We start from the raw sequence: 16196 nt of genomic DNA on the forward strand, positions 1-16196 counted from the left end.
ACATAGTGTCACCCCTATATAAGTTGCCCGAAACAACGGTCGAAGAGGTCGGTTCTGTCTCCTTATTCTGTCGTCTCCAAAACTGGTTTAAAAAGTAAAACGTCCGTCCTAAGAAGTCTCTTGGCAGAATTCGCCGATTGAGTTGGAACTACTACCCACCCTCGCTACACTATATCAAACAAATCGAATACGGTAAGTTTATCCACAAGGACTGGGAAGATTGGTCCGAATGCCAGACACTAACAAACTCTCGCGCCGCCGTTTCCTTAAAGCAACGGGCGGAGCCGCCACGGCTGCCGCTCTCGCCGGTTGTACCGGTGGTGACGGCAACGAAACTACGACAACTGAGGAAACGAGTGGTGGAGACACCACGACGACCGAAGAGCAGACCGGAACCGAACTCTCCGGTTCCGTCTTCAACCGTATCCTCACCGGGACCATCACGACGATGGACCCTGTCGCCGCGACCGACACGTCGTCCGGGATTGTCATCCAGCAGGTCTTCGACTGCCTGATGTCCTATCCGGACGCGCTCCCGACGGTCGAAAACGAGCTGGCCACGGACTACACGGCTTCCGAGGACTTCACCACGTACACGTTCCAGCTCGCCGACGCAACGTACCACGACGGACGGAAGGTCAAAGCGTCCGACTTCGTGTACGCGTGGGAGCGCCTCGTGGCATCCGACAACAGCCGTCGCGCCTACTTCGTCCTCGACTCTATCGGCATCGAACACGAGACGGACGACGAAGGCGACTACGTCCCCGGAACGCTCGGCCTCGAAGCCGCAAGCGAGACCGAACTCGTCGTCAACCTCTCCGAACCGTTCCACGACACCCTCGAAATGCTCGCCTACACGTCCTTCGCGGCACTGCCGGAAGGTGTCGTCGGCGACATCGACGACTACGAGGGCGAGATGGAGTACACCGAGTTCGCCAGCAAGAACCCGATCGGTGCCGGTCCGTTCGAGTTCACCTTCTGGGAGAAGGGTACTGCCGCGGCCGTCTCCAAGTACGATGACTACTACGGCGACGTGGCGCAGGTCGATAACGTCCGCTGGCAGGTCATCGAGGACGACTCGGCCCGCTACAACTACGCGATGAACGAGAACGCAGACTACTTCAGTCTGCCAACCGCGCAGTACGACCCCGGAAAGACCCAAGTGGAGACGACCGACGACTTCGGTCGTGAAATCGGGAAGTACGGTCCGGTTCGTAACGGCAAGACCGTCAACTACGTTGGTGTGCCGACGCTCTCGATCTTCTACGTCGGCTTCAACATGGACAAGGTCCCGAAGGCCGTTCGTCAGGCCTTCGCGTACGTGCTGAACCAAGACCAGATGGTCTCCGAGGTGTTCAAGGGCCGCGGAACCCCGGCATACCTCTTCACGCCGCCGACTATCTTCCCCGGTGGAGCGCAAGCGGCGGACGACCTCGTCGAGTCCGAATACCCCTACAGCGTCGCCGAAACGGACATCCAACAGGCCAAACAGGTCATGGAAGACGCTGGCTACGGTCCGGACAACAAGTTCGAGGTCCAGTGGACCCAGTACAATTCCAACACGTGGGAGGAGATGGCGAAGATTCTGCGCGACCAGCTCGCGTCGGCTCACATCAACATGAAGATTCAGAAGGCCGACTTCTCGACGCTCCTCGAACGCGGTCGCAACGGTCAGCTCGAAGCGTACACGCTCGGCTGGATTGCCGACTGGCCGGCCGCTGACAACTTCCTGCAGCTGCTGAACCCGCCACAAACCGACACGTCGAAGCAGGGTCCCATCTCGTACGTCAACTGGACGTCCGAAAACGGCGACTCCACCCAGAAGGCGACCGACGCCTACCAGAAGGTCGTCAACAACCCTGCGCCGACCGACGAGGCACAGCAGGTCCGTGACGAGGGCTACCTCAACATCGAGAAGTCCAACTGGGACGACGTGGCGATGCTCCCCATCTACAACCGCAAGGACGAGCGGTTCTGGTACGACGCCGTCGATATCGAACCGTTCGGTGGCATGGGTCCGAGCCGCCAGAAGCTGAACAAGGTTCAGCTCAACCGGTAATACGACCACGCCAGACGGACTCACACAGTCCGTCTATATCGAAACGCTCAAATATTTTTGACAAGCGTTCAGTTAGTCACTACTATCTGTAAGAATCAGATAGAACTGTCGCTCAAACTGCGACATTAGGACTCGGAAACGCAAGACATATCCATACCACTCATTAAACCCTTACAATAATGTCCGCTCGAACGGTCTGCGAGGTGGTGCCATGAGTCGATGGCAGTACTTCCTCCGCAGGGTACTGATGTCGATTCCTGTCGTCATCTTCGGGACGACGATTACGTTTGCACTCATCCGTCTGGGCCCTCTCGACCCCGTGTCAGCGATTCTGGGGACGCAGTATAACCCTCAGGCGGCAGAACAGATACGGTCGAACCTCGGCTTGAACCAGCCACTCTGGAGTCAATACTTTGACTTCATGTACGACCTGTTTACCTTCCAGCTCGGTCAGTCGTGGGTCATCGCACCCGGGACGACCGCGTACGAGCTTATCGAGGTGTACGCACCTCGGACGATTTGGCTCGGCTTCTGGTCGGTAGTCATCGCGCTGTTCGTCGGGATTCCGCTCGGCTTCTACGCCGGTTTGAACCCGAACACGCCGTCCGACTACGTCGCTTCCTTCGGCGGAATCGTCTGGCGTGCGATGCCGAACTTCTGGCTGGCAATCATGCTCGTCACTGCCCTGTCGCAGTTGGGGGCGTGGACGAACGGTCTCTTCACGTGGCAAACGTGGATCATAAAGACGAACGTCGTCACACCGCCAGCGCTCGGCTTCTTCCAGTCACCAATCGAACGGTTCATGGCTGATCCGGGCGGGTGGTTCAATTCGCTTATTAGAGCCACAAAGCAAATAGCGCCAGCGGCGCTAGTTCTTGGTTCGGCTTCGATGGGTAACGAGATGCGTATCGGCCGAACGGCAGTGCTCGAAACTATCAACTCGAACTACGTCGAGACCGCGCGCGCGAAAGGTGTATCTGGACGGTCGCTCGTCTGGAAGCACATCTTCCGGAACGCGCTTATCCCGCTCGTTCCCATCATCACGGGCGAAGCATTCCTGCTTCTCGGCGGCTCTGTCTTCGTCGAGACGGTGTTCGCTATCAACGGTCTCGGATGGCTGTTCTTCAACGCCGCCATCAACGGTGACCTGCCGCTCATCGGGACGCTGATGTACATCTTCATCCTCATCCTGGTCGGCACGAACATCCTGCAAGACTTCCTGTACACGGTTATCGACCCGCGCGTCGGGTACGACGGGTGATTCACAGTGAGCACGACAACTGAAACCGAAATTCCGCTTCGACAACGAGTCGCTGAGAATCCCCAGCCTGCGTTGATTTGGGCCGCGATTGGTGCTGTCCTCATCGGCGTCGAACTGGGTGCTATCCTCCAAGTCGTCGGCGTGCTCGCCGGCGTCGTCGTGAACCTCCTTCCCGGAGACCCCGGTGCGGCGGCAGTGCAGTCGCTGCAGGCGGCAGTAGACGGAATTCCAACGCTCGTCTCGCGCGAGACGATTGCGAACCAAGGATACTGGGACGGGTCGAAGTACGTCGGGACCTTCCTCGGTGTCTCACCGGCGATGGCGTGGGCCGTCCGCGTCGTCGTTGTCTACGCGTACGCCTTCGCCGTCCTCGGATGGCTCTGGAACGGGTACAAGACCTTCCGCCGTCACTACCGTCGCGTCGATTGGACGCCGCGTGACGACGTCGTCAACCGCTTCCGCGGTCACACGTGGGGCAAGTTCGGGCTTATCATCACCATCACGTTTGTGATTATGGCGGTATTCGCGCCTGCGCTCGGCCCGACCACCATGGAGAAGAACATTCTCCAGCCGTACGACTACGAAACCAGTTACTGGAACGAAGATACACAGAACGTCGAAACTGTCCTCGTCGGCGAAGCGAACCTCGGCTCCGGCTCGCAGGGTGCCGGTGACGAAAACGTCGCGCCGATGACCTACGACGACTACGGGAGGTTCCATCCGTTCGGGACAGCCACAAATGGGAAGGACCTATTTACACAGTTGGTGTTCGGGGCCAGGGTATCCCTCACCATCGCGGTCGTCTCGATGGGTATCGCAGGAATCATCGGTCTCTCCCTCGCCATGATAACGGCGTACTACAAGGGGCTGGCTGATTTCGCGGCGGTGCTCGTATCCGACTCGATTCAGGCGTTACCAGTCATCATGGTCCTCATCTTGATGCTGGTCGTCTTCCGTGGAACGTGGGTGAAGGAACTGTACGACGGGGCGGTGCTTATCATCCTCATCTTCAGCATCGTCTACTGGCCGTTCATCTGGCGGTCGATACGTGGTCCGGCGTTCCAGGTTTCCGAGCAGGACTGGATCGACGCCGCGAAGTCGTTCGGTCAGACACCCAGTCAGGTCATGCGGAAGCACATGGCTCCGTACGTGTTCAGCTACATGCTCATCTACGCCTCGCTCAGTCTCGGTGGTATCATCATCAGCGTCGCCGGTCTCTCGTACCTCGGTCTCGGCATCACGGCGCCGACGCCCGAGTGGGGACGGCTCATCGCTGACGGACAGCAGTACGTCGCCAGCCCCTCCTGGCACATCTCGCTCCTGCCCGGGCTCCTCATCACGCTCGTCGTGACCGGGCTGAACGCCTTCGGTGACGGCATCCGCGACGCCATCGACCCGCAGGCAGACACTGGCAGTGAAACCGAGGCCGCCGCAGGAGGTGGTGGTGCATGAGCACCGAGCAAGCGACCGAATCACGAACCAAAGGAGAGCCGCTCCTGTCGGTCGAGAACCTGCGAACCGCGTTCTACACCGACAAGGAAGTCATCCGCGCCGTCGATGGCATCTCGTTCGACATCTACCGCGGTGAGACCGTCGGTATCGTCGGCGAGTCCGGCTCCGGAAAGTCGGTTACCGCCCGCTCTATCATGCGGCTCGTCGATACGCCGGGACGCATCGAAAACGGGCGCATCATGTACGACGGCGAGGACCTCCTCGACAAGTCGCCCAAGCAGATGCGCGCCATCCGTGGCGGAAGCATCGCAATGGTCTTCCAGGACCCGCTTACCAGTCTGAACCCCGTCTACACCGTCGGGAACCAAATTAAGGAAGCACTGCGACTGCACCGCGGTATGAGCGGATCAGAAGCGACGAGGGAAGCCATCGACCTGCTCGAAGCGGTCGGGATTCCGGACGCACACCGTCGCGTCCGGGAGTATCCCCACCAGTTCTCCGGCGGGATGCGACAGCGTGCCGTCATTGCGATGGCGCTCGCGTGCGACCCCGAACTGCTCATCTGCGACGAACCGACGACGGCACTCGACGTGACCATCCAGGCGCAGATTCTGGAACTCCTCGAAGAACTGCAAGAGGAACGCGACCTCGGTATCATGTTCATCACGCACGACATGGGTGTCATCGCCGAGATTGCCGACCGCGTCAACGTGATGTACGCGGGCGAAATCATCGAAAGCGCACCCGTCGTCGAGCTGTTCAAGTCCCCGAAACACCCCTACACGCAGGGGCTTCTCAACTCTATTCCCGGACAGGGACTCGAAGACGGGGAACGTCTTGCAACCATCGAGGGCGACGTGCCGACGCCAAACGAAGACCCGAACTACTGTCGGTTCGCCCCTCGCTGTCCCAAGGCGTTCGAAGAGTGTGACACGGTCCACCCCGAACCAGTGGACGTAAGCGACGGGTCCGGACCCCACCGCGCGGCGTGTCTGCTCTATCCCGACGACGTTTCGACAGAAGAGGCGGTCGCCGTTCACCGAAACGGCGAGGTACGAGGAGGTGACACGCGATGAGCACAACGTCTACGAAGGAAGAACAGAAGACGCGGACGTCCCAGGATACGATTCTGGAAGTCAACGGTCTCAAGACGTACTACGAAGACGGCGGACTCCTCAGCAGTAACCCTGTGAAGGCAGTTGACGGCGTCTCGTTCGACATCGAACGCGGCGAGACGCTCGGTCTCGTCGGCGAGTCCGGGTGTGGAAAGTCCACGCTCGGCCGGACGCTGATGCGCCTCGAAGAGGCCACCGCGGGCGAGGTCAAACTCAACGGCACGGACATCACGACGCTGTCCGGGTCCGACCTCAAGCAGTTCCGTAAAGACGTACAGATGGTCTTCCAGGACCCCGATTCGAGTCTCAACGAGCGGATGACCATCGGGGAAATCGTCCGCGAGCCGCTCGACGTACACGACTGGAAGACGCCGCAGGAACGGCGCGAACGCGTCCGTGAACTCCTCGAAACCGTCGGACTGCAGGAACAGCACTACTACCGCTATCCGCACCAGTTCTCCGGTGGTCAGCGCCAGCGCATCGGTATCGCCCGCGCGTTGGCACTCGAACCCGATTTCATCATCCTCGACGAACCTGTCTCGGCGCTCGACGTGTCCGTGCAGGCGAAGATTCTCAACCTCCTCGAAGACCTGCAAAACGAGTTCGGGTTGACGTACCTCTTTATCGCACACGACCTCGCAGTCGTTCGGCACATCTGCGACCGTGTCGCGGTGATGTACCTCGGAAACATCATGGAAATCGGCCCGGCCGACGAGATGTTCGACGAGCCGGCGAACCCGTACACGCACGCGCTTCTTTCGTCGATTCCGGAGCCTGACCCGACCATCGGACGCGACCGAATTACGCTTCGCGGGACGCCGCCAAGCCCGCGCGACCCGCCGGCTGGGTGTCCGTTCTCCACGCGCTGTCCGGTGAAGATTCGGCCGGAGTCGTACACGGACCTCGACACCGAAGTGTGGGAGCGCATCGAGGTGTTCCGTGAGGTGCTCCGCGAGCGCGAGCGCGCCAGTCCATCCGTGACCGAACGCGTCCGCGAACTGCTCGGCCGCGAAACCCACCGGTCCGGAATGGACGAAATCGTCACCGAACTGTTCGGCGAAATCGACGTGCCCGGCGGCGTGATGAAACACATCAACGAGGCCGCAGATTACGCCGAGAACGACGACGAAGACGCGGCACGGACGTATCTCCGCGAGGAGTTCGGAAGCGTCTGTGACCACGAACGTCCCGGACAACTCGGTGTCGGTGACAAGGGTCGTCTAAGCCTCTGTCACCGCCACGAGACCGAGTACGAAGAGCCGTCGACCGTCTTCGAAACCCTCGTCCAGTAACCGATGGAATTCAGCCCACGCCGAATCGGTCTCAAGACCATCGACGCGGTGGTCTACGCCGTCGTCCTTACCGGCGTGGTGTTCGCCGGAACCGCTCTCGTGAGCCTCGCCGCCGGAGGCGGCTTGCAGGGCGCAAAGTGGCTCATGTTCTTTCTCGGCTTTGCCATGCTCGGCTACTCCTCGCTCAAGATTCGCCCGAAAGCGGCGTGGAAGGGAGGAGACGGCGGCGGTCTCTTTTCGGGCAGTGACGAACCGGTCGGCATCGAAAAACTCGTCGTCGGCGCGCTCGATGCGATACTACCGTCGTCACTCCGTCCAGAGTCGAGCGACCTGCCATCGAGCGGCACGAAGTTGTTCCTCGCGTCGGTGTGCATCCTCGCCACCTCGTTCGTGATGGAAGTCGTCTTCGGCATCAACTACTGACCGACCGTCCGGCGAACGAGCCGAACGTTCCGTGTCTCGCATTTTATCGCGGACTGAGACAGCACGTGGGCGTGACGTGCGTCCCCCTGTGCTTCGATGCCTTTTACCATGTCCATCGTCCACGAGAGATATGGTCGAACTCGGAGACGAAGAAGTACCCGACGTTGAACGTATCGCCGGCGAGGCGGACCGTCGCCGCGAGGCGTGGGGTGCGACGCTCGACGACATGACTGCGATGGCCGACGAGTTCGAAGCGGACGGGTGGACGACAGTCCGCATCGCCGCGGGAGACACCGGGCCGTTCGGCCCATCGAGCCTGAAGGGAGACGACGACGCGTTCGGTCTCGCGTACGTCATCCCCGGCGACAAGGCCGAAGTGGTCTCGGATCTCTTCGAGCAGTCGTCGTTCCCCGAGTACGAAATCTACCGAGCGGAAAACGACGGCCGCGTCTACATGGTGACGGCGCTTTTCGCGCCAGATATCGAGACAGCCGTCTTCATCGCCGGTGCGTGGGACCTCCGCCACGCGCTCGAATGTGCGACCGTCGCCGACGAAGTCGGGCTGATGTACACGTATCTCCAGAAGCTCGACGGAACCATCGTCGGCGTCGTCGAACACGACGACCCCGAGAAGTTCTTCCCCAACATGGACGCGATTCGTCGGTACGCGCCGAACGGCGACGACGAGACAGCGCCGGCCGACGGCGACGAAACGGAAGCCGAAGACGCGGAAGCCGACGACGAATAGCGAGACGAAGAGGATTTAGAAGCGCGTGCTGAGAGGCCGCGAAGCGCGATACCCTCATAGAACTGGTCGGCGGTGATGGGGAGACGGAGTGAACGAATTTTTCAGAGATTGGCTGACGATATTTTGCCCGAAGCGTGTCAAACAGCCGAAAGCGTTCGCAGAGTACATTAGGCGGGGGGATGAAAGCGGGGGTATGAAAGTAGCCGACGCGATGACTCCCGGTGAGGAGGTCGTGACGGTGTCCCTTCCGGGCACCCGCGACGACGTTCTGGAATACCTCCAAGAGCGTGGGTTCTCCTCCGTTCCTGTAGTGAAAGAGACCGACGACGGTACGAAATACCGCGGTCTCATCTCTCGAGAGGATCTCATCAAACACCCGGACGAAGACCAACTCGCGGTCCTCGTCCGCGAAGTACCGACCACCAGTGCCGACGACGACCTCGAAGCGGCCGCCGAGATGATGGTCACGGAAAACGCACGCCGTGTCCCCGTCGTAGATGGTGATTCCATCGAGGGAATCATCACCGTCACCGACGTGATTCGCGCCATCGCTCGCGGCGACATCGACGGCGAGACGCCGGTCGGCGAACTCGCCGCCCGCGACGTGAACACGACGTACGTCGAGGTTCCCCTGCCGGTCGTCGAACGCGAAATCTACTACGCGAACGTCCCCTACGCGGTCGTCCTCGACAAAGAGGCGTCGCTGGCGGGTATCGTGACCGAAGTCGATATTATCGAAGTCGCACGCGTCGTCGAAGGTGAGGCGGGAACCGGCGATTCCGTCGCCAATCAGGACGACAAGTGGATGTGGGAAGGCATCAAAGCGGTCGGCAACCGCTACATTCCGACCCGAAACGTCGAGATACCCGCAGAACCGGTCTCGAACTTCATGACCGACGGTCTCGTGACCGTCTCGACGCGCGTCACGGCGAAAGACGCCGCACAGACGATGATCCGCGAGGATATCGAACAGATTCCGTTGGTCACGGGCGACGAACTCATCGGCATCGTCCGCGACATCAACCTGCTGGAGGCCCTGCATGAGTGAGGGCAGTGAGTCCGCCGCGCTCGCCGAACTGGCGAAGCGTCGCGGTTTCTTCTTCGGTTCCTCGGAGGCGTACGGCGGCGTCGGTGGCTTTTACACCTACGGCCCGCAGGGTGCGGCTCTGAAGTCGAACGTCGAAGAGGCGTGGCGCGAGCGCTTTGCCGTCCAAGAGGGCAACCTCGAAATCGAAGCGCCGACCATCATGCCCGAACCCGTCTTCGAGGCGTCCGGCCACCTCGACGGCTTCGACGACATGCTCGTCGAGTGCGCGGAATGCGGTGAATCGCACCGTGCGGACCACCTCATCGAGGACAACTCCGACCTCGAAGACGCGGAGACACTCTCGCTCGAAGCGGCCGCCGAGGAAATCTCCGCCCTCGAACTCGCCTGTCCGAACTGCGGTGCCGACCTCGCCGGGCAGTCAGTCGAGAGCTTCAACCTGATGTTCGAGACGAACATCGGTCCCGGTTCGACGACGCCCGGCTACCTCCGCCCCGAGACGGCACAGGGCATCTTCGTCGAGTTCCCGCGAATCAAGGAGTACGCGCGGAATCAACTCCCGTTCGGCGTGACCCAAATCGGCCGCGCCTACCGCAACGAAATCAGCCCGCGGAAAAACATCGTCCGCACCCGTGAGTTCACACAGGCCGAACTCGAACACTTCATCGACCCCGAGCGCGACGAAGCCGACCTCTCGGCGGTCGAAGACGTGGAAGTACTGCTCTACCCCGCGACTGAACAGGAGAAAGACGACGGCGAGTACATCGAGACGACCATCGGTGAGGCCGTCGAAGAAGGCATCATCGCCAACGCGTGGATTGGCTACTTCCTCGGCGTCGCCCAGGAGTGGTACGAGACCGTCGGTGTCGATATGGACCGCTTCCGGTTCCGTCAGCACCTCGCTGGCGAGCGCGCACACTACTCCGCGGACTGTTGGGACGCCGAGAGCGAAGTCGATGGCGACTGGATCGAAATCGCCGGCTTCTCGTACCGAAGCGACTACGACCTCTCGAAACACGGCGAGTACGGTGACGACGACTTCACCGTCTTCCAGCAGTACGACGAACCCAAGACGGTCGAACGCGCGGTCGTTGACCCGGATATGGCGACGCTCGGTCCGGAATTCGGCGCGCAGGCCGCAGACGTAGCCGAGGCGCTCGAAACCCTCGCCGAGCGTGACCCCGACGCCTTCGACGCCGACGAAGTCACACTCGACATCGACGGCGAGGAAGTCACCGTCGAAACCGACGTTGCGAACTTCGCAGTCGAGACGCAGACCGAAGCGGGCGAACATATCACGCCGCACGTCGTCGAACCGTCGTTCGGTGTTGACCGTACGGTTTACACGCTTCTCGCGCACGCGTACGAGACCGACGAAGTTGACGGCGAAGAACGCTCGTTCCTCTCGCTTTCGCCCGCGGTTGCGCCGACGAACGTCGGCGTCTTCCCCCTCGTCAGCAACGTCGAGGAACTCGTCACCCTCGCGGACGACGTGGCCGAAGAGCTTCGAGCCGCCGGATTCGCGGTCGTCTACGACGACTCCGGCAGTATCGGTCGGCGCTACCGCCGACAGGACGAAGTCGGCACGCCGTTTTGCGTCACCATCGACCGCGACGGTCTCGAAGGCGACCGAAAAGACACCGTGACCATCCGCGAACGCGACAGCGGCCGACAGGTTCGAGTGCCGGTAGACGGCCTCGTGCAGACGCTCGTCGGCCTGCGCGCGGGAACAACCTCGTTCGACGACGTGCTCGACGAAAACGAGGTCGTCGAGGCGTAATCTAGCCGTGGGCCGCCCGAGCACCGCCGAAGTGAAGCGGCGACTGGTTCACGCGAGCGGGTCCGGGGTGCCACTTTTGTACGTCCTCGGTCTCGTCACGTGGCAGACGCTCGGGTATCTCTTCGTCTTTCTTTCGGTCGTCGTGACCGTCCTCGAAACACTCCGGCTGTTCGGCGGACTCGACTGGCGAATCTACGACGAACTCACCCGCGAGTACGAACAACAGAACCTCGCGGGCTACGCGCTGTACGTCTACAGCCAAACCGCGGTCGCGCTGGTGTTCGACCCCCACGTCGCGGTGCCGGGAATGCTCATGCTCACCATCGGCGACCCGATTAGCGGGCTTCTCGGCTCTGCGCCGGTCGGCGAGTTGAAGTCGGTGCGGACGCTCGCGGCGATGTTCACCGTCTGTTTCGCCCTCGCCGCGCCGTTCGTGATTCCGACGTCCGGACTCGTCGTCGGAAGCGCGGCCGCCGCCGCGGGTGCCGCCGGTGCGACCCTCGCCGACGGCGCGAAACCCGTCATCGCGGGCTACGTCATCGACGACAACGTCTCGATTCCGCCGGCCGCCTGCGTCGCCATCGCGGGGACGCTCTGGCTCGTCGCCTGAAGCCGGCGACTCGGGTACCGTATTGTGACACCGTGACGCGATTTTATTTCACTCGCCGACGAAGGGGACTGTCGTGACCATTTACGAGAGCGACCTTCCGGGCGTCGGAAAGAAACACGAAGTTGAACTCGATGACGGCAGTCGGCTCGTCATCGTGACGCACAACTCGGGGAGACGAGAGGTGTTTCGACGCGAAAGCGCCGACAGCGACTCTGAGCGACTGTTCGAACTGGACGACAAACTCGCAAGGCAGGTCGGAACACTCCTCGAAGGGGCGTACTTTCAGCCGGTGCAATCGACCACTATCGAGACCTTGCTCGGCGACAGCACGCTCATCGAGTGGGTCGAAGTCGGTGCCGATACCGAAGTCGCCGGGCAGACGCTCGCCGAGTCGAACCTCCGACAGGTGACCGGCGCGTCGGTCATCGCCATCCAGCGCGGTGACGAAGTCATCCCCTCTCCCGGCGGTGATGCGACGCTCGAAGCCGGGGATACGCTCGTCGTCATCGGCCCGCGCGAAGCCTGCCGCAACTTCGCGGAACTCGTGACAGAGGGCTGATGGCGGCGGCGCTCCTCGAATTCGGCTACCTGTTCGTCGTCGTCGCGCTCACCGGAGCGGCCGCACTGCGCCTCGGCCTGTCGGTCATCCCCCTGTACGTCGTCGGCGGCGTCGCCGCCGGGCCGTACGTCGCCGGTCGCCTCGGCGTCCCGTATATCGCCGACGGCGAGGTCATTGCACTCCTCGCAGAACTCGGCATCGTCCTCCTGTTGTTCTTTCTCGGCTTGGAGTTCAGCCTCGACCGACTCCGCGCGTCCGGGTCGAAAATCGGGCGCGCCGGCGTCATCGACCTCGGTGTGAACCTCCCGCTCGGTATCTCAATCGGACTCGGACTCGGGTGGTCGCTCGTCGAAGCGCTCCTCCTCGGCGGCATCGTCTACATCTCGTCGTCCGCCATCGTGACGAAGACGCTCATCGACCTCGGGTGGATTGCCGACCCCGAATCCGAGCCGATTTTGGGGACGCTCGTCTTCGAAGACCTCGCCATCGCGGTCTATCTGGCCGTCGTCACCTCGCTCGTCCTCGGTGGCGAAGGCGGTTTCATGGCGGTCGGTCGGTCGTTAGCAATCGCGTTCGGCTTTCTCGGGCTTCTTTTCGTTGCCGTCCGGTACGGCACGAGACTGTTCGCACGCGTCCTCGACATCGGAAATCAGGAGGCGTTCGTCCTCCGAGTGCTCGCCGTGGTCGTTCCCGTCTCCGGTGCGGCGCTGGCACTGGGCGTGAGCGAGGCTGTCGCGGCGTTTTTCGTCGGGATGGGGTTTTCCACGAGCGGACACCGAGAGCGAATCGAAGACCTACTGATTCCGGTTCGAGACGTGTTTGCGGCGGTATTCTTCGTCTGGATCGGTCTCGGGACCGACCCGGCGTTGCTGGTCGCGGCCGTGGTTCCGTTGACGCTCGCGGTAGTGCTGACGACGCCAGCGAAGGTCATATCCGGCTACTTCGGCGGTCGCACGTACGGTCTCTCGGCGCACCGGTCGCTCCGCGTCGGTGTCGGGTTGGTGCCGCGCGGCGAGTTCTCGCTGGTTATTGCGGCGCTGGCCGCGTCGGGGACGACGCCCGTGATGCGAGAAGTGATTCCGGCGTTCGCCGTCGGTTACGTCTTCGTCATGAGCGCGCTCGGGACGGTGTTGATGCAACGGTCGGACCTCGTCGAACGACTCGTACTCCGCGACGAGTCGGCCGGGGTCGAAGAAAATGGGACGGAGTAACGTCGCCGAGTGTGTCGGACAGGCGGTCACGTCGCGTAGAAGAGGAACCGAACGCTCACGAACAAGAAGTACGAACCGACGAGCCACGCGCCCTCTCGCCGGGTTGCGACGCCGGCGTTCCGACGGAGGACGAACAGGAAGCCGACGGCTACGAGCAGTTTGAACGGGAGGTCCCAGCGGATTACAGACGGTGGAACAGCGTAGGTCGAAATCAGCCCGCCGAGTCCGAATCCGACGAGCGGGTTCACCACGTTCGACCCGATGAGCGTCCCGAGAGCGATATCTGCTGAGCGCCGCCGGATGGCTTCGACGACGGTTGTCAACTCCGGGAGGGCAGAAGCGAGACCGATCGTAACGACACCGACCATCGACCCGTTGAGACCGAGTGTTTCCACGACATCTTGAACGACGAGGAGAACGACGTACGCGCCCCCGAAGACGAGCACGAGCGCGCCAACCGCGACGAGAGCGTCGCGGGTGCGGTTCGTGCTCCGTCCATCGTACGACTGACCGTCTTCGCGCGCGGTTCGGATTCCCGCGACGACGTATATCCCGAATCCAACCAACAGGAGAGCACCGTCGAGACGCGAGATGGTTCCGTCGAACGAGAGCGCGAGCGTCGCGGCAAATGCGAGTATCATCGGATAGTACGTCGAGCGGAAAAACGAGGGCGAAAACGCAGTTCGGCCGATACCGAGGACGAAAACCCCGACGAGAAGCGTCTGTTGGACCGTCGAAGAGCCCATATTGCCGCCCATGACAGTCGCCGACGCGATGCGGTAGTCGAGCGTTCCAGAGAGAATACCCGCGGAGGCGACGAGATGCGACCCGATTTCGGGGAGACTCGTCCCGACGGCGACAATCGTAGATGCGAGGACGGCGTCCGAAATCTCGAACGCGCGCGCGACAGCGGTGAGACGGTCAACCGCAACCTGCGCGGCTTTGACCATCACACCGAGTGCGGCGGCGGCGATGAGAAGCGACCCCACAAACAGGGGTGAAACCACCAGTTGGAGCGGGAATACCGAAGTGGTGACTGCGGGCCAGTGCATGAGAAGTGAATCGTCCGAGAGAGACAAAAATGTGGTTCTGGTGACTGTTTGGCGCGACAGAACGCACGAGAGTGAACCACGGGGGTGAACGCCGGCGAAGGTTGCGTCCCCGAAAGCGTTTAATACGGACGACGGTGTATTCACACGCAACCATGGCGACTCGCAGCACCCTCGCCACTTTTACCCCGCTGCGAGCCGCCGCTGTCCGAACCCGACGACGACCGGCCCTTTAGGGCCACTAGTATCATATCCTTCGGGGACACGTCGAAATTGCTAATCTTCGCTTTTCGTGCCTATTGGCATCTCTACTACTTAATTTCACAATTTGAATGCAAAGAATTTATCTACAAGTCCATGCCACAAACAGGTACATGAAGAAAGTCGCACTCGCGTTCTCGGGCGGACTGGACACAACAGTCTGCGTCCCGATTCTCGAAGAAGAGTACGGATACGACGAAGTTATCGGCGTCACCGTAGACGTCGGCCAGCCCGAAGCAGAGTTCGAGGAGGCTTACGAAACCGCAGAGGCGCTCGGTCTCGACCACTACGTCATCGACGCGAAAGACGAGTTCGCACAGCTCTGTCTCGACTCCGTCTGTGCGAACGCGGACTATCAGGGCTACCCGCTCGGCACCGCGCTCGCACGCCCGGTCATCGCCGAGGCGATTCTCGAACTCGCCGAGAAAAAAGGGTGTGACGGTATCGCACACGGCTGTACGGGTAAGGGCAACGACCAACTCCGCTTCGAAGCGGTCTGGCGCGCCTCAGACCTCGAAGTCATCGCCCCCGTCCGCGAGATGGGCATGACCCGCGAGTGGGAGATGGAGTACGCCGCCGAGAAGGACCTTCCCGTACAGGGCGGCAACGAAGGCGTCTGGTCCATCGACACGAACCTCTGGAGCCGTTCTATCGAAGGCGGCAACCTCGAAGACCCGAGCTACGTCCCACCAGAGAACATCTACGAGTGGACCGAACAGCCGTCGGGTGAAACCGAACTCGTCGAAATCGAGTTCGAAAACGGCTCCCCCGTCGCTATCGACGGTGAGGAGATGGACGCACTCGAACTCATCGAGTTCCTCAACGAGAAAGCGGGCGAACACGGTGTCGGCCGCACGGACATGATGGAAGACCGCATGCTCGGTCTCAAGGTGCGCGAAAATTACGAGCACCCGGCGGCGACGACGCTCCTCAGCGCGCATGAGGCGCTCGAAGGACTCGTCCTCACGAAAGAAGAACGCGACTTCAAGGCCACCGTGGACGACGAGTGGTCCCAGAAGGCCTACGAAGGCCTCATCGACGCTCCGCTCATGGACGCGCTGAACTCGTTCATCGAGACGACCCAAGCGCGCGTCACGGGCACCGTGACCATCAAATTCGAGGGCGGACAGGCTCGCGCGGTCGGCCGCGACTCCAACTACGCCGCGTACTCCGAATCGGCCGCGTCGTTCAACACGGAGACGGTCGATGGTATCGAGCAAGCCGACGCGACGGGCGTCGCCAAGTACCACGGCTTCCAGGCGCGTCTCGCCAACCAGAGCGCGACGAAACAAAAGCCCGAACTCGCCGCCGACGGCGGCAGTACCGAATAA

14 protein-coding genes are annotated in these 16196 nt (G+C 61.6%); 13 read left to right on the forward strand and 1 reads right to left on the reverse strand.

Annotation, left to right across the window (positions count from 1 at the left end):
• Positions 1-229 precede the first annotated feature (229 nt).
• The 12 genes from C440_RS08930 to C440_RS08985 all read left to right on the forward strand — a co-directional run bounded on the left by C440_RS08930 (position 230) and on the right by C440_RS08985 (position 13555).
• Entirely contained in the window at positions 230-2059 is a 1830-nt protein-coding gene (locus C440_RS08930; RefSeq protein WP_008320072.1) for an ABC transporter substrate-binding protein, read from the forward strand.
• 211 nt (positions 2060-2270) lie between these two features.
• Complete coding sequence (locus C440_RS08935) at positions 2271-3320, forward strand: ABC transporter permease (protein WP_008320073.1); 1050 nt, start codon at positions 2271-2273, stop codon at positions 3318-3320.
• 6 nt (positions 3321-3326) lie between these two features.
• Positions 3327-4772 carry an ABC transporter permease gene (locus C440_RS08940; protein WP_008320074.1) on the forward strand — a complete coding sequence of 482 codons (1446 nt, stop codon included), beginning with the start codon at positions 3327-3329 and terminating at the stop codon, positions 4770-4772.
• The gene (locus C440_RS08945) at positions 4769-5848 is read left to right on the forward strand and encodes an ABC transporter ATP-binding protein (protein ID WP_008320075.1); all 1080 of its coding nucleotides are present in this window, start codon (positions 4769-4771) and stop codon (positions 5846-5848) included. The genes C440_RS08940 and C440_RS08945 overlap by 4 nt, the downstream gene beginning before the upstream one ends.
• Positions 5845-7179, forward strand: a complete 1335-nt coding sequence (locus tag C440_RS08950; protein WP_008320076.1) for an ABC transporter ATP-binding protein — start codon at positions 5845-5847, stop codon at positions 7177-7179. The genes C440_RS08945 and C440_RS08950 overlap by 4 nt, the downstream gene beginning before the upstream one ends.
• 3 nt (positions 7180-7182) lie before the next feature.
• On the forward strand, positions 7183-7602 hold the full coding sequence (locus C440_RS08955; RefSeq protein WP_008320077.1) for a DUF7555 family protein: 420 nt from the start codon (positions 7183-7185) through the stop codon (positions 7600-7602).
• Positions 7603-7732: 130 nt separating this feature from the next.
• The gene (locus C440_RS08960) at positions 7733-8350 is read left to right on the forward strand and encodes a DUF7529 family protein (RefSeq protein WP_008320078.1); all 618 of its coding nucleotides are present in this window, start codon (positions 7733-7735) and stop codon (positions 8348-8350) included.
• A gap of 193 nt (positions 8351-8543) precedes the next feature.
• Positions 8544-9398: a CBS domain-containing protein gene (locus C440_RS08965; protein WP_008320079.1), complete on the forward strand. Its 855-nt coding sequence runs from the start codon at positions 8544-8546 to the stop codon at positions 9396-9398.
• The gene (gene glyS, locus C440_RS08970; RefSeq protein WP_008320080.1) at positions 9391-11175 is read left to right on the forward strand and encodes a glycine--tRNA ligase; all 1785 of its coding nucleotides are present in this window, start codon (positions 9391-9393) and stop codon (positions 11173-11175) included. Before C440_RS08965 ends, glyS begins: the two co-directional genes overlap by 8 nt.
• Before the next feature lie 7 nt (positions 11176-11182).
• Positions 11183-11785 carry a diacylglycerol/polyprenol kinase family protein gene (locus C440_RS08975; RefSeq protein ID WP_008320081.1) on the forward strand — a complete coding sequence of 201 codons (603 nt, stop codon included), beginning with the start codon at positions 11183-11185 and terminating at the stop codon, positions 11783-11785.
• Between the two features lie 73 nt (positions 11786-11858).
• On the forward strand, positions 11859-12344 hold the full coding sequence (locus tag C440_RS08980) for a cation:proton antiporter regulatory subunit (protein ID WP_008320082.1): 486 nt from the start codon (positions 11859-11861) through the stop codon (positions 12342-12344).
• A complete protein-coding gene (locus C440_RS08985; protein ID WP_008320083.1) occupies positions 12344-13555 on the forward strand; it encodes a cation:proton antiporter in 1212 nt (403 codons plus the stop codon). The genes C440_RS08980 and C440_RS08985 overlap by 1 nt, the downstream gene beginning before the upstream one ends.
• A 26-nt stretch (positions 13556-13581) precedes the next feature.
• On the opposite strand, the gene C440_RS08990 is transcribed toward C440_RS08985, so the two are convergent.
• Positions 13582-14607 (reverse strand): sodium:calcium antiporter, encoded by a 1026-nt coding sequence (locus C440_RS08990; RefSeq protein WP_241432024.1) that lies wholly within the window; start codon positions 14605-14607, stop codon positions 13582-13584.
• Positions 14608-14978: 371 nt separating this feature from the next.
• On the opposite strand from C440_RS08990, the gene C440_RS08995 reads away from it, so the two are divergent.
• Entirely contained in the window at positions 14979-16196 is a 1218-nt protein-coding gene (locus C440_RS08995; protein WP_008320085.1) for an argininosuccinate synthase, read from the forward strand.

The sequence above is a fragment of the Haloferax mucosum ATCC BAA-1512 genome, from assembly GCF_000337815.1.
GTDB classification, from domain to species: Archaea; Halobacteriota; Halobacteria; order Halobacteriales; family Haloferacaceae; genus Haloferax; species Haloferax mucosum.

Excerpts from the sequence above, each read along its gene's own strand:
- C440_RS08945 (WP_008320075.1), top strand. The coding sequence starts at position 4,769 with ATGAGCACCGAGCAAGCGACCGAATCACGAACCAAAGGAGAGCCGCTC.
- C440_RS08985 (WP_008320083.1), top strand. The coding sequence starts at position 12,344 with ATGGCGGCGGCGCTCCTCGAATTCGGCTACCTGTTCGTCGTCGTCGCG.
- C440_RS08960 (WP_008320078.1), top strand. The coding sequence starts at position 7,733 with ATGGTCGAACTCGGAGACGAAGAAGTACCCGACGTTGAACGTATCGCC.
- C440_RS08965 (WP_008320079.1), top strand. The coding sequence starts at position 8,544 with ATGAAAGTAGCCGACGCGATGACTCCCGGTGAGGAGGTCGTGACGGTG.
- C440_RS08995 (WP_008320085.1), top strand. The coding sequence starts at position 14,979 with ATGAAGAAAGTCGCACTCGCGTTCTCGGGCGGACTGGACACAACAGTC.
- C440_RS08935 (WP_008320073.1), top strand. The coding sequence starts at position 2,271 with ATGAGTCGATGGCAGTACTTCCTCCGCAGGGTACTGATGTCGATTCCT.
- C440_RS08930 (WP_008320072.1), top strand. The coding sequence starts at position 230 with ATGCCAGACACTAACAAACTCTCGCGCCGCCGTTTCCTTAAAGCAACG.
- C440_RS08990 (WP_241432024.1), bottom strand. The coding sequence starts at position 14,607 with ATGCACTGGCCCGCAGTCACCACTTCGGTATTCCCGCTCCAACTGGTG.
- C440_RS08950 (WP_008320076.1), top strand. The coding sequence starts at position 5,845 with ATGAGCACAACGTCTACGAAGGAAGAACAGAAGACGCGGACGTCCCAG.
- C440_RS08955 (WP_008320077.1), top strand. The coding sequence starts at position 7,183 with ATGGAATTCAGCCCACGCCGAATCGGTCTCAAGACCATCGACGCGGTG.
- glyS (WP_008320080.1), top strand. The coding sequence starts at position 9,391 with ATGAGTGAGGGCAGTGAGTCCGCCGCGCTCGCCGAACTGGCGAAGCGT.